Source organism: Acidovorax sp. GW821-FHT09B03, from assembly GCF_059418305.1.
This window is the reverse complement of sequence record NZ_JBWKPP010000012.1, coordinates 47,346-61,441: the sequence shown is the minus strand read 5'-3', so window position 1 is coordinate 61,441 and position 14,096 is coordinate 47,346. Positions and strand designations below refer to the sequence as shown.

General features: G+C 66.4%; 11 protein-coding genes. 10 read left to right on the top strand and 1 reads right to left on the bottom strand.

Annotation, left to right across the window (positions count from 1 at the left end):
- Nucleotides 1-14 precede the first annotated feature (14 nt).
- Nucleotides 15-1,325: a sn-glycerol-3-phosphate ABC transporter substrate-binding protein UgpB gene (ugpB, locus tag AC07PA_RS20430; protein WP_494608693.1), complete on the bottom strand. Its 1,311-nt coding sequence runs from the start codon at nt 1,323-1,325 to the stop codon at nt 15-17.
- A 294-nt stretch (nt 1,326-1,619) separates the two neighbouring features.
- On the opposite strand from ugpB, the gene serA reads away from it, so the two are divergent.
- From serA to AC07PA_RS20380, 10 genes are all read left to right on the top strand, one after another.
- Entirely contained in the window at nt 1,620-2,849 is a 1,230-nt protein-coding gene (serA, locus tag AC07PA_RS20425) for a phosphoglycerate dehydrogenase (RefSeq protein WP_007854597.1), read from the top strand.
- A gap of 121 nt (nt 2,850-2,970) precedes the next feature.
- The gene (locus AC07PA_RS20420) at nt 2,971-6,885 is read left to right on the top strand and encodes a DUF3683 domain-containing protein (protein WP_494608692.1); all 3,915 of its coding nucleotides are present in this window, start codon (nt 2,971-2,973) and stop codon (nt 6,883-6,885) included.
- Entirely contained in the window at nt 6,882-7,322 is a 441-nt protein-coding gene (locus AC07PA_RS20415; RefSeq protein ID WP_494608691.1) for an HIT family protein, read from the top strand. Before AC07PA_RS20420 ends, AC07PA_RS20415 begins: the two co-directional genes overlap by 4 nt.
- Before the next feature lie 72 nt (nt 7,323-7,394).
- Nucleotides 7,395-7,826 carry a gamma-butyrobetaine hydroxylase family protein gene (locus AC07PA_RS20410; protein WP_007854600.1) on the top strand — a complete coding sequence of 144 codons (432 nt, stop codon included), beginning with the start codon at nt 7,395-7,397 and terminating at the stop codon, nt 7,824-7,826.
- A gap of 215 nt (nt 7,827-8,041) precedes the next feature.
- Nucleotides 8,042-8,773 (top strand): bifunctional demethylmenaquinone methyltransferase/2-methoxy-6-polyprenyl-1,4-benzoquinol methylase UbiE, encoded by a 732-nt coding sequence (gene ubiE, locus AC07PA_RS20405; protein WP_494608690.1) that lies wholly within the window; start codon nt 8,042-8,044, stop codon nt 8,771-8,773.
- Between the two features lie 36 nt (nt 8,774-8,809).
- Complete coding sequence (locus AC07PA_RS20400) at nt 8,810-9,856, top strand: Tim44 domain-containing protein (RefSeq protein WP_145694490.1); 1,047 nt, start codon at nt 8,810-8,812, stop codon at nt 9,854-9,856.
- Between the two features lie 76 nt (nt 9,857-9,932).
- Complete coding sequence (locus tag AC07PA_RS20395) at nt 9,933-10,577, top strand: hypothetical protein (protein ID WP_145694489.1); 645 nt, start codon at nt 9,933-9,935, stop codon at nt 10,575-10,577.
- Nucleotides 10,574-12,157 carry a ubiquinone biosynthesis regulatory protein kinase UbiB gene (gene ubiB / locus AC07PA_RS20390; protein ID WP_145694488.1) on the top strand — a complete coding sequence of 528 codons (1,584 nt, stop codon included), beginning with the start codon at nt 10,574-10,576 and terminating at the stop codon, nt 12,155-12,157. The genes AC07PA_RS20395 and ubiB overlap by 4 nt, the downstream gene beginning before the upstream one ends.
- Nucleotides 12,158-12,199: 42 nt before the next feature.
- Entirely contained in the window at nt 12,200-13,648 is a 1,449-nt protein-coding gene (locus tag AC07PA_RS20385; protein ID WP_007857773.1) for a high affinity choline transporter 1, read from the top strand.
- A 96-nt stretch (nt 13,649-13,744) separates the two neighbouring features.
- Nucleotides 13,745-14,092, top strand: a complete 348-nt coding sequence (locus AC07PA_RS20380; RefSeq protein WP_007857774.1) for an FmdB family zinc ribbon protein — start codon at nt 13,745-13,747, stop codon at nt 14,090-14,092.
- Nucleotides 14,093-14,096: the final 4 nt, after the last annotated feature.

Here is a 14,096-nt window from a genome sequence, read left to right as displayed (position 1 = left end):
CGCTCAGGGAGCGCTTACTTGTTGGCGCGGGCGAAACGCACCAGTTGCTCGTTGCCGCGGGTCACGGCCGTGTCCAGGGCTTCCTTGGGGGACTTCTTGCCGGCCCAGATCTGTTCGGTTTCCTCGTCGATGATGGTGCGGATCTGCACGAAGTTGCCCAGGCGGATGCCGCGCGACTTGTCGGTGGCCTTGCGGATCATCTGCGTCACGGCCACGTCGGTGCCGGGGTTCTTCTCGTAGAAACCGGAGGCTTCGGTCAGCTTGTAGGCCGCCGTGGTCACCGGCAGGTAGCCGGTGCGCTGGTGGCTTGCGGCCTGCACCTTGGTGTCGTTCAGGAAGTTCAGGAAGTCGGCCACGCCCTTGTATTCCTCGGCCTTCTTGCCGGACATCACCCACAGGCTGGCACCACCGATGGCGGTGTTCTGGGGCGCGCCCTTCACGTCGTCGTAGTAGGGCAGGGCCGCGATGCCGTAGGCAAACTTGGCTTCCTTGGCCACGCGGGCGTACAGGCCCGACGAGCCGGTGATCATGGCGCACTCGCCCGAGGGGAAGGAGGCGTCAGGCGCGTTGCCGCGGCCCTTGTAGACGAAGCTGCCATCCTTGGAGGCCTTGGCCAGGTTCTCGAAGTGGCGCACGTGCAGCGGCGTGTTGATCTGCAGCTGCGCATCATTGCCGTCGAAACCGTTGTTCTTGGACGCGAACAGCGTGTTGTGCCACAGCGAGAAGCTCTCCAGCTGCGTCCAGCTGATCCAGCTGGTGGTGAACGGGCAGCTGTGGCCGCTGGCCTTGAGCTTGGAGGCGGCTGCGAATACTTCGGGCCAGGTCTTGGGCGGCTTGTCGGCGTCCAGGCCGGCCTTCTTGAAGGCGTCCTTGTTGTAGTAGAAGATGGTGGTGGAGCTGTTGAGCGGGTAGCTCAGCATCTGGCCATTGGGCGCCGTGTAGTAGCCGGCCACGGCCGACACGTACTGGGTGGGGTCGAACTTGAAGCCGCCGTCGTTCAGCACCTTGGCGGCGGGCACGATGGCGCCCTTGCTGGCCATCATGGTGGCGGTGCCCACTTCGAACACCTGGATGATGTGGGGGGCATTGCCCGCACGGAAAGCCGCGACCGCACCGGTCATCGACTCGTCGTAGGTCCCCTTGTAGGTTGGCACGACCTTGTACTTGGTCTGGCTGGCGTTGTACTGCTTGGCCAGATCGTTCACCCAGTCACCCAGGGCGGCGCTCATGGAGTGCCACCATTGGATTTCTACTTGTTGGGCCTGCGCGGGCGCGCAGACGGACAGGGCGACGGCAGCAGACAGTGCCAGGTGCTTGAGTTGCATGGATGGTTCCTTCCGGAGATGGCGAAATGCACAAAGGGCGGATGCTAGGCAGCCCTTGTGACAGTGATGTGTCGTTGTCGCACAGCACTGTAGTGGTCACAACTGGGGAAATCCCCTTGCACCAGGTGCAATGTGTCCAATTGTGACTCTTTTGTGACAGCATTTTGCCATTCACGGACCGTTGCAAGGTTTTGTGCGTTGCACCATCCTTGGTGCATAGTGGTGCTTGCGCTGCACACCTTCGGTGCGCTGCGCATGACCTGTTCCGTTTTTCATCCGCAACCACCAACTGCCATGGCCAACAACTCTCTGGACAAGAACAAGATCAAATTCCTGCTGCTCGAAGGCATCCACCCCTCTGCGGTGGACGTGCTGCGCTCCGCGGGATACACCCAGATCGAAACCGTCTCCGGCGCATTGCCCGACGAGGAGTTGAAGGCCAAGATCGCGGACGTGCACTTCCTGGGCATCCGCTCACGCACCCAGTTGACCGAGGAAGTCTTCGCCAAGGCCGGCAAGCTCGTGGCCGTGGGGTGCTTTTGCATCGGTACCAACCAGGTGGACCTCGATGCCGCGCGCGAGCGTGGCATCGCCGTGTTCAACGCCCCGTATTCCAACACCCGCTCGGTCGCCGAGCTGGTGCTGGCCGAGGCCATCCTGCTCTTGCGCGGCGTGCCCGAGAAGAATGCCGTGGCGCACCGCGGCGGCTGGCTCAAGTCGGCCGACAATGCCTACGAGATCCGTGGCAAGACCCTGGGCATCATCGGCTACGGCTCCATCGGCACCCAGCTGTCGGTGCTGGCCGAGGCGCTGGGCATGCAGGTGGCGTTCTTCGACGTGGTCAACAAGCTGCCCCTGGGCAATGCGCGCCAGGTGCACAAGCTGCACGACCTGCTGGCGCAAAGCGACATCGTGACCCTGCACGTGCCCGAGCTGCCCTCCACGCAGTGGATGATCGGCGCCGCCGAGATCGCCGCCATGAAGCCCGGCGGCATCCTGATCAACGCCGCGCGCGGCACGGTGGTCGAGATCGAGCCCCTGGCCGAAGCGCTCAAGGCGCGCAAGCTGCTGGGTGCCGCCATCGACGTCTTCCCCGTCGAGCCACGCACCAACAAGGACGAGTTCCTGTCCCCCCTGCGCGGGCTTGACAACGTGATCCTGACCCCGCACGTGGGGGGCTCCACCATGGAGGCCCAGGCCAACATCGGCCTGGAAGTGGCCGAAAAGCTCGTGAAATACAGCGACAACGGCACCAGCACCTCGTCGGTCAACTTCCCCGAGGTGGCGCTGCCGGCCCACCCCGGCAAGCACCGCCTGCTGCACATCCACCGCAACGTACCGGGCGTGCTGTCCGAGATCAACCGCATCTTCTCGGACAACCAGATCAACATCTCGGCCCAGTACCTGCAGACCAACGAGAAGGTCGGCTACGTGGTGATCGACATCGACGCGGCCTCGTCCGACCTGGCGCTGGACAAGCTGGCTGGAGTCACCGGCACGCTGCGCAGCCGGGTGCTGTTCTGAGCCGCGCCTGAGTGGGTCCGCGGGGTGGGGCGAGGGCCCGCCCTGCGCCGGCCGGGCCTCTGGCGTAAAATCACGCCCCCGAGGCTCATGGGCGCGCAGCGCCCACCCCAGGTAGACCCCCATGAATGTTCCGATAGCGTTGGCTGCCTTGCAGACGCAGGCCGCCGAGCCTGTGCGTCTGCGCGAGATCCCCTATAACTACACCTCGTTCTCCGACCGGGAGATCGTGATCCGCCTGCTGGGGTCCCCGGCCTGGGAGGTTCTCGATCAGCTGCGCAAGGAACGGCGCACCGGGCGCTCCGCGCGCATGCTCTATGAGGTGCTGGGCGACATCTGGGTGGTGCAGCGCAACCCCTATCTGCAGGACGACCTGCTGGACAACCCCGGCCGGCGCAAGCAGCTGGTGGAGGCCCTGCAACACCGCCTGGCCGAGATCGACAAGCGCCGCACCCCGGGCGACGACGCCGGGCGCGACCGCCTGGTGGGCGAGCTGGTCGAGGCCGCCGGCAAGGCCGTGACCGCGTTCAACGCCACGTTCGTGCAGGCCACCGAGTTGCGCCGGCGCATCCAGCGCACGCTGGGGCGCCTGACGGCCAAGGACAACATCAAGTTCGACGGCCTGTCGCGCGTGAGCCACGTGACCGACGCCACCGACTGGCGCGTCGAGTACCCCTTCGTGGTGCTGGTGCCCGACACCGAGACCGAGATGGCCCTGCTGGTCAAGGGCTGCATCGAACTCGGGCTGACCATCATTCCGCGCGGGGGCGGCACCGGCTACACCGGCGGCGCCATCCCGCTGACCTGGAAGAGCGTGGTCATCAACACCGAGAAGCTCGAGGCCATGACCGAGGTGGAAATGCGCCGCCTGCCGGGCATGGACACCGAGGTGGGCACTGTCTGGACCGAGGCCGGCGTGGTCACGCAGCGCGTGGCCGATGCCGCCGAGCGCGCGGGCTTCGTCTTCGCCGTGGACCCGACCAGTGCCGAGGCCTCGTGCATCGGCGGCAACATCGCCATGAACGCCGGCGGCAAGAAGGCCGTGCTCTGGGGCACGGCGCTCGACAACCTGGCCAGCTGGCGCATGGTGACACCCGAGGCCCAGTGGCTCGAAGTCACGCGCCTGGACCACAACATGGGCAAGATCCATGACGTGGAGACCGCGACCTTCGAGCTGCAGTACTTCGAGGCCGACGGCAAGACGCCGGTGCGCACCGAGCGCCTGGCCATCCCGGGCCGCACCTTCCGCAAGGAAGGTCTGGGCAAGGACGTGACCGACAAGTTCCTCTCGGGCCTGCCCGGCATCCAGAAAGAGGGCTGCGACGGCCTGATCACCAGCGCGCGCTGGGTGGTGCACCGCATGCCCGAGCACACACGCACCGTGTGCATGGAGTTCTTCGGCAACGCCAAGGACGCGGTGCCCAGCATCGTCGAGATCAAGGACTACATGTTCGCCGAGCAAAAGCGCTCGGGCGTGCTGCTGGCCGGCCTGGAACACCTGGACGACCGCTACCTCAAGGCCGTGGGCTACGCCACCAAGAGCAAGAAGGGCAACGGCGGCCTGCCCAAGATGGTGCTGATCGGCGACATCGCGGGCGACAACGCCGACGAGGTGGCGCGCGTGACCAGCGAGGTGGTGCGCATCGCCAACTCGCGCAACGGCGAGGGCTTCATCGCCATCAGCCCCGAGGCGCGCAAGAAATTCTGGCTCGACCGCAAGCGCACGGCCGCCATCAGCCGCCACACCAACGCCTTCAAGATCAACGAAGACGTGGTGATCCCGCTGCCGCGCATGGCCGAGTACACGGACGGCATTGAGCGCATCAACATCGAGCTGTCGCTGCGCAACAAGATCAAGCTGTGCGATGCGCTCACCGATTTCTTCGAGCGCGGCAACCTGCCCCTCGGAAAGCACGACGACGCCAATGAGATCCCCTCGGCCGAGCTGCTCGAGGACCGCGTGGCCCAGGCCATCGCCCTGGTGGCCGAAGTGCGCACGCTGTGGGCCACCTGGCTGCAGAACGTGGACAGCCTGTTTCCCCAGTTGCAGGACCACACCCTGCGCGCGAGCTGGAAGACCCAGCTGCGCGCACCGCTGCAAGGCATCTTCGCGGGCGCGGCCTTCAAGCCCATCCTCGACGAGGCCACGGCCATCCACAAGCGCGTGCTCAAGGGCCGCGTCTGGGTGGCCCTGCACATGCATGCCGGCGACGGCAACGTGCACACCAACCTGCCGGTCAACAGCGACGACTACGAGATGCTGCAGACCGCGCACGGGGCGGTGGAACGTATCATGGTGCTGGCGCGCAGCCTCGATGGCGTGATCTCGGGCGAGCACGGCATCGGCATCACCAAGCTCGAATTCCTGACCGACGAGGAACTGCGCCCGTTCGCCGAGTACAAGCAGCGCGTCGACCCCGAGGGCCGCTTCAACAAGGGCAAGCTGCTGCGCGATGCCGCGCCGGTGCTGGCCATGGACGCCACCCCCGGCGGCCAGGCGCGCGACCCGGCCTTGCTGCACGCCGACCTGACCAACGCCTACACGCCGAGCTTCGGCCTCATGGGGCACGAATCGCTGATCATGCAGCAGAGCGACATCGGCGCCATCGCCGATTCCGTCAAGGACTGCCTGCGCTGCGGCAAGTGCAAGCCGGTGTGTGCCACGCATGTGCCGCGCGCCAACCTGCTGTACAGCCCGCGCAACAAGATCCTGGCCACCTCGCTGCTGGTCGAGGCCTTCCTCTACGAGGAGCAGACCCGCCGCGGCGTGAGCATCAAGCACTGGCAGGAGTTCGAGGACGTGGCCGACCACTGCACGGTGTGCCACAAGTGCGAGAGCCCCTGCCCGGTGAAGATCGACTTCGGCGACGTCACCATGAACATGCGCAACCTGCTGCGCAAGATGGGCAGGAAGACCTTCCGCCCCGGCAACGCGCTGGCGATGACCATGCTCAACGCCACCAACCCCGAGACCATCAAGTTCATGCGCAGCGCCATGGTGGACGTGGGCTTCAAGGCCCAGCGCATGGCCGTGGACCTGCTGCGCAAGGTCGGCCGCAAGCAGACCGCCAAGCCGCCGGCCACCGTGGGCACCGCCCCGGTCAAGGAGCAGGTGATCCACTTCATCAACAAGAAGCTGCCCGGCGGCCTGCCCAAGCGCACCGCGCGCGCCCTTTTGGACATCGAGGACAAGGACTACGTCCCCATCATCCGCAACCCCAAGGCCACCACAGCCGAGGCCGAGGCGGTGTTCTACTTCCCCGGCTGTGGCTCGGAGCGCCTGTTCAGCCAGGTGGGCCTGGCCACGCAGGCCATGCTCTGGCACGCGGGCGTGCAGACCGTGCTGCCCCCGGGCTACCTGTGCTGCGGCTACCCGCAGCGCGGCAGCGGCCAGTTCGACAAGGCCGAGAAGATGATCACCGACAACCGGGTGCTCTTCCACCGCGTGGCCAATACGCTGAACTACCTCGACATCAAGACCGTGGTGGTCAGCTGCGGCACCTGCTACGACCAGCTGCAGGGCTACGAGTTCGACAAGATCTTCCCGGGCAGCCGCATCATCGACATCCACGAGTACCTGCTGGAAAAGGGCATCGCGCTGCAGGGCAAGGGCGCCTACCTGTACCACGAGCCCTGCCACAACCCCATGAAGCAGCAGGACGCCTTGAAGACCGTCAAGGCGCTGGTGGGCGAGCAGGTGCTCAAGAGCGAGCGCTGCTGCGGTGAATCGGGCACGCTGGGCGTGACGCGCCCCGACATCTCCACCCAGGTGCGCTTTCGCAAGGAGGAGGAGATCAAGAAGGGCGAAGCCGCCCTGCGTGCCAGCGGCGCCGTGGGTGCGCAGGACAACGTGAAGATCCTCACCAGCTGCCCGAGCTGCCTGCAGGGCCTGAACCGCTACCAGGACGACCTGAACAACGGCCTGCTCGAAGCCGACTACATCGTGGTTGAGATGGCGCGCGAGATCCTGGGTGAGAACTGGATGCCCGAGTACGTGGAGCGTGCCAATGCGGGCGGCATCGAGCGGGTGCTGGTATGAGTGAACGCATTGCCTGCCCCCTGTGTGCCGCCGATGGTGGCACGCTGGTCTGGCGGGGCGGTCGTCTGCGCCTGATCCGTGCTGATGAAGCCGGCTTTCCGGCCTTCTACCGCGTGGTGTGGAATGCCCACGCGGCCGAGTTTTCCGATCTGTCGGCCGCCGAGCGCGTGCACTGCATGGAGGCCGTCACGGCCGTGGAGCGGGCGCTGCGCGAGCACCTCGCGCCCACCAAGGTCAACCTGGCGGCGCTGGGCAACATGGTGCCGCACCTGCACTGGCACGTGATCGCGCGCTTCACCTGGGACAGCCATTTCCCTGCGCCCGTGTGGGCGGCGGCCCAGCGGCCCGGCCCGGCCGGCGAAGAAGATGCGCTGCGCGCGCGCCTGCCTGCGGCCGAGGCGGCCATGGTGGTCGCGTTGCAGGGGCTTGGGGGCTGAAAGCCCCACGGGTGGGACAATGCAGGCCGGCCTGGCAGTCGTTGCCAGGGCGCTTTTCACAGGTGGATATCCATGGCAGGTTTGAAAGCGGGTTCGCCCACGCCCCAGGCGCTCACGGTGCATGGCAAGTCGCGGGTGCTTGAAGTGGTGTTCTCGGACGGTGCCGCGTTCCGCATCCCGTTTGAGCTGATGCGCGTGTACTCGCCCTCGGCCGAGGTGCAGGGCCACGGCCCGGGCCAGGAAGTGCTGCAGACCGGCAAGCGCGACGTGACCCTCGAAGGGCTGGAGCCCATCGGCAACTACGCCGTCAAGCCCACCTTCTCGGACGGGCATGACACGGGCATCTTCACCTGGGCCTACCTGTACGAACTGGGCCAGCAGGAGGCCGCGCTGTGGGCGCAGTACGAAGGCCGGCTGGTCGAAGCCGGGGTGGACCGCGATGCGCCCATGGCCCCCCAGGCCAAGGGCCACGACCACGGCGGCAGCGCCTGCGGCGGCCATTGAGCCGGTCCCACGCGACCACTGTGGCCCGCGCGCACCACTGTGGCGCCCGGTGCACTGGCCTTTGGTGCTCTTTTTACAATAGCGAACCCGGCATGCATGGACAGGCGTTGTCTGTCTTTTGATGCCCTGATGTTGATAACCCCTGCGGCAGATGCCCCGTTTCAGTGCGGGGTTGTCGCTGTACCTTGGGCGCGCACGCGCCTAGCATGAATCCCATGAGCAGCACCCACTTCGGTTTCCAGTCGGTCGACGAGCAGGACAAGGCGCGCCACGTGCGCGGCGTGTTCGATTCGGTGGCGTCCAGATACGACGTCATGAACGACCTCATGTCGGCCGGCCTGCACCGCGCCTGGAAGGCCTACACCGTGATGGTGGCCAACCTGCGCGAGGGCAGTCAGGTGCTGGACATCGCGGGCGGCACGGGCGACCTGGCGCTGGCCTTCTCCAAGAAGGTGGGCACCACCGGCCGCGTGGTGCACACCGACATCAACCAAGCCATGCTGCGCACCGGGCGCGACCGCCTGATCGATGCCGGGGTGGTACTGCCCACCCTGGTCTGCGATGCGGAGAAGCTGCCTTTTCCCGACGCGCACTTCGATGTGGTGAGCGTGGCGTTTGGTTTGCGCAACATGACGCACAAGGATGTTGCGCTCAAGGAAATGTGCCGCGTGCTCAAACCCGGCGGCAAGCTGCTGGTGCTCGAATTCTCCAAGGTCGCCAAGCCGCTCACCAAGGCCTACGACTGGTACTCCTTCAAGGTGCTGCCGCAGCTGGGCAAGCTGGTGGCCGGCGATGACGCGAGCTACCGCTACCTGGCCGAGTCCATCCGCATGCACCCGGGCCAGGAAGAACTCAAAAGCCTCATGCAACAAAGTGGCTTTGGGCATGTGGACTATCACAACATGACTGGCGGCATAGTGGCCTTGCATGTTGGAATCAAGTGCTGACAGGGGCCGTTCTGCCCCATACAAGATGGAGATGACATGATGAAACTGTGGTCTGTGGTTCTGGTGGCAATGCTGGCATTCGCGCATGCGGATGCCGATGCCCGCCGCCTGGGTGGCGGCAACTCCGTGGGCAAGCAGTCCAGCAACGTGACGCAGCGCGAGTCCGCGGCGCCCGGCGGTCCTGCCCAGAATGCCAACAACGCGGCCAAGCCGGCCGCGCCGGCTGCGGCCCCTGCCGCTGCAGCCCCCAAGAAGCCCTGGGGCGCCATGCTCGGCGGTCTGGCCGCGGGCCTGGGCCTGGCCTGGTTGGCCAGCTCGCTGGGCCTGGGTGCAGGCTTCGGCAACATCCTGATGATCCTGCTGCTGGCCGTGGCCGCTTTCGCCATCTTCAAGATGGTCATGCGCATGCGCAGCGGCGGCGGCAACAACCAGGGCGCTGCGGGTGGCTCGCCCTTCGCCTTCCAGGGCGCAGGTGCGGCCACGCCGGCCGCGGCCCAGGTACCCCCGCAGTACAGCCCGAACAACGTCGGCAACGATGCATCGGCCCGTCCCTGGGAGCGCAACAGCATGGCCTTCGATGCGGCGCGCGCACAGCAAACCGCTGCGGCTGGCGCTGCCGGCTCGGGCGTGGTGATCGGCTCCGGCCTGACCGGTGCTGCCGCCGGTGCGGCCCTGTCCGGGTCGCAGAACTGGGGCGTGCCCGAGGGCTTCGACACGCCCGGTTTCCTGGCCGCTGCCAAGCGCAACTTCGTGACCCTGCAGGCCGCGTGGGACCGCTCGGACATCAACACCCTGCGCTCCATGATGACCGACAGCATGCTCGAAGAGATCCGCTCGCAGCTGGCCGAGCGCGAGACGCACCGCGGCGCCGAACCCAACCACACCGACGTGGTGATGATCGACGCGCAGCTGCTCGGCATCGAGGAGCTGGACGATGGCTACATGGCCAGCGTGGAGTTCTCGGGCATGATCCGCGAAGAGCTCTCGGCAGGCCCGAGCCCCTTCCGCGAAGTGTGGAACATGACCAAGGCCAAGAGCGGTGCCAGCGGCTGGCTCGTGGCCGGCGTGCAGGCCCTGCAGTGAGCACGGCTTTGTAAATCACCTCGGATCGGTCCAAAACCCATGTTTTGGGCCGAGTTCAGGGAATAATCGGGGGACTATGGCAACACAGTCCCCTTTTTCGTTCCTGGACGGCCTCTTCGAGCGCCTGGCCGCAGGCCCGCAGCCGCCGCAATGGCTGGTGCACGAGGTGCAGCAGCGGTTGGTGCTGTTCCTGAACCATGTGCTCATGCAGGAGCGCGAGGCCATGGACCGCCTGGTGCGCCAGCGCGGGCGCGTGGCGCGCGTGCAGTGGCGTGCGTTTTCCATGGCGCTGGTGATCACGCCGGCAGGTCTGCTGAACCTGGCCGCCGAAGGCGCCGTGCCCGACCTGCAGCTCGAAATCACCGAGACCTCGCCCCTGGCGCTGGCCCAGGTGGCGCTGCGCGGCGACAAGCCCGCGATCCGCATCGAAGGCGACGTGCAGCTGGCGGCCGAGATCAACTGGCTGGTGGACAACGTGCGCTGGGACCTGGAGGAAGACCTCTCCCGCGTGGTGGGTGACGCGCCCGCGCACACCATCAGCGAAGTGGCGCGCAAGGCCGCGCAGGCGCTGCGCCAGTTCGTCGGCTCGCGCGTGCCGCCGGCAGATGGCGGCAGCCCTGCGCCTGCTGCAGCTGCCGCGTACCCGCCTGCACCGGCCCCCGTGCCACCGGCGGGCAGCAGCACCAACAACAGCCCTGGCGCCGACCGGACCGGTCCATGAAGCGTTTTCTCCGGGGTGTGGCCATCCTCTGGGTGGTGTTCCGCTATGGGCTGGACGGGCTGGTGCTCGACAGCTTCCAGAAGCCGTGGCTGCGCCTGGTCTCGCGCATCGTTTCCATCGGGCGCAACCTGGACGCCCCGCGCGGCCAGCGCCTGCGCGAGGCGCTGGAGCGCCTGGGGCCCATCTTCGTCAAGTTCGGCCAAGTGCTCTCCACCCGGCGCGACCTGCTGCCGGCGGACATCGCCGACGAGCTGGCCCTGCTGCAGGACCGGGTGCCGCCGTTCCACCACGACATCGCCATCGCCACCATCGAGCGTGCCTTCCGCCGCCCGGTGGACGAGGTGTTCACGCATTTCGACCGCGTGCCGGTGGCCAGTGCCTCGATTGCCCAGGTGCACTTCGCCACCCTGCGTGACCGCCACGGCATCGCGCGCGAAGTGGCCGTGAAGGTGCTGCGCCCGGGCATGCTGCCGGTGATCGAGAAAGACCTGGCGCTGATGCGCATGATGGCCGGCTGGGTGGAAAGCCTGTCGGCCGACGGCAAGCGCCTCAAGCCCCGCGAGGTGGTCGCCGAGTTCGACAACTACCTGCACGACGAGCTGGACCTGGTGCGCGAGGCCGCCAATGCCGCGCAGTTGCGCCGCAACATGTCGGGCCTGGACCTGGTGCTGATCCCCGAGATCTTCTGGGACTTCTGCCATGCCGAGGTGATGGTGATGCAGCGCATGAACGGTGTGCCCATCAACCAGATCGAGCGGCTGCGCGACGCGGGGGTGGACATCCCCAAGCTGGCGCGCGACGGTGTCACCATCTTCTTCACCCAGGTGTTCCGCGACGGCTTCTTCCATGCCGACATGCACCCCGGCAATATCCAGGTGAGCCTGGACGCGGCGACCTTCGGGCGCTACATCTCGCTGGACTTCGGCATCGTCGGCACGCTCACCGAGTTCGACAAGGAGTACCTGGCGCAGAACTTCACGGCCTTCTTCCGGCGCGACTACAAGCGCGTGGCCGAACTGCACATCGAAAGCGGCTGGGTGCCGCCGGACACGCGGGTGAACGACCTCGAATCGGCGATCCGCACCGTCTGCGAGCCGTACTTCGACCGGCCGCTCAAGGAGATCTCGCTGGGCATGGTGCTGATGCGCCTGTTCCAGACCTCGCGCCGCTTCCACGTGGAGATCCAGCCGCAACTGGTGCTGCTGCAAAAGACGCTGCTCAACATCGAGGGCCTGGGCCGCCAGCTCGACCCCGAACTGGACCTGTGGAGCACTGCCAAGCCCTTTCTCGAAAAATGGATGCTCGAGCAGATGGGGCCGCAGCGCCTGTGGCGCGAAATCCAGGCCGAGGGCCCGCACTTCGCCAAGATGCTGCCCGAGCTGCCGCGCCTGCTGCACGACTACCTGCGCAACCGGCCCCAGGACCACCGGCGCGAGCTGCTGGAGCTGCTGGCCGAGCAAAAGCGCACCAACCGCCTGTTGAACGGCATCATCTATTCCGGGATCGGCTTCTTCCTGGGTTGGCTGTTCTTCATGCTGGTACAGCAGTTGCAAGTGCTGCACCGTTTCCGGATTTTCTAGCCGTTCCCTTTTCCACCCCTTCGCGACATCGAGGAGCATGCCGTGCTGTTGACCCTGGTCATTGTCTATCTGTTGATCACCATTGCCATCGGCCTCCTGGCGGCCCGGCGCGTGAAGAACGCGGCCGACTTCGCCATCGCCGGGCGGCACCTGCCGCTGTACATGATCATCACCACCACCTTCGCCACGTGGTTCGGCTCGGAGACGGTGCTGGGCATCCCGGCCAAGTTCATCGAGGGGGGGCTCGGCAACGTGGTCGAAGACCCGTTCGGCGCGGGTTTCTGCCTGATCCTGGTGGGCCTGTTCTTCGCGGGCAAGCTCTACCGCATGACACTGCTGACCATCAGCGACTACTACCGTGAGCGCTATGGCCGCACGGTCGAAGTCGTCTGCTCGCTGATCATCATGCTCAGCTACCTGGGCTGGGTCTCGGCGCAGGTCACGGCGCTGGGGCTGGTGTTCAACCTGCTGTCGGGCGATGCCATCAGCATCCCCATGGGCATGGCCATCGGCGTGGTGTCCATCCTGGCCTACACGCTGTTCGGCGGCATGTGGTCCGTGGCGGTCACCGACTTCATCCAGATGATCATCCTGGTGGTGGGCCTGGCCATCATCGCGGTGTTTGCGGGCAACATGGCCGGCGGGGCCGACAAGGTGATCGAGTTCGCGTCCAACCGCGAGCTGTTCCGCTTCCTGCCCGAGCCCAAGTTCCACGACGTGGTGTTCTTCATCGCCGCGGGCATCACCATGATGTTCGGCTCCATCCCGCAGCAGGACGTGTTCCAGCGCGTGATGTCGGCCAACAACATCAAGGCCGCCACGCGCGGCCCGATCATCGGCGGCATCTGCTACATCCTGTTCGCCTTCGTGCCCATGTTCCTCGTGGCCAGTGCGCTGATCATCATGCCCGGCGAGACCGCGGCACTGCTCAAGGAAGATCCGCAGAAGGTGCTGCCCACGCTGGTGATGGCCAAGATGCCCTTCATCATGCAGGTGCTGTTCTTCGGCGCGCTGCTCTCGGCCCTGAAATCCACGGCCTCGGCGACCCTGCTGGCGCCCAGCGTCACCTTCACCGAGAACATCTGGCGCCAGTTCCGGCCCACCATGACCGACAAGGAGCACCTGCGCACCATGCGCATCACCACCCTGGTGTTCAGTGGCTGCGTGCTGGCCTATGCGATCCGCATGCAGGGCACGTCCATCTACGAACTGGTCTCGGGCGCCTACCAGGTGCCGCTGGTGGGGGCCTTCGTGCCGCTGGTGGCGGGCCTGTACTGGAAGCGCGCCACCACGCAGGGCGCCATCCTGGCCATCGTGCTTGGCCTGGGCACCTGGCTGCTGCTGCTCAACATATCCTCCTGGGGGGCCGTGTTCCCGGCCCAGCTGGCAGGCCTGCTGGCCGCCGTGGTGGGCATGCTGCTGGGCTCGCTGCTGCCGCAACTGCTGGCCAACCGCCACGCCGGTCACCACCGCGTGGTGGGCGTGGAGTAGGCCGCGGGGCCCCTGTACCAGGGGTACCGTGGGGTTTGCCGGCCTGCGCGCCTATAATTGAAGGTTTTGCACTTTGCCTTCAACGACGCGCCCGACATGCCTATCTACGCCTACAAATGCAGTTCCTGCGGCCATGCCAAGGACGTGCTGCAAAAAATCTCCGACGCACCGCTCACAGTGTGCCCGGCGTGCGGCGCCGAGGCGTTCTCCAAGCAGGTCACGGCAGCGGGCTTCCAGCTCAAGGGTTCGGGCTGGTACGTGACGGATTTCCGGGGCGGCAACAGCGGTGCGGGCGGCACGTCTGCGCCCGCCGCCGATGCCAAGGGCGCAGATGCCCCTGCGGCAGCCCCGGCGCCCAGCACGGACGGCGGCGCCAAGAAAGAATCCCCAGCCCCTGCCGCCAGCGCCCCGAGCGTCGGCACGGGCTCCACTCCCAAAACCTGAGTAT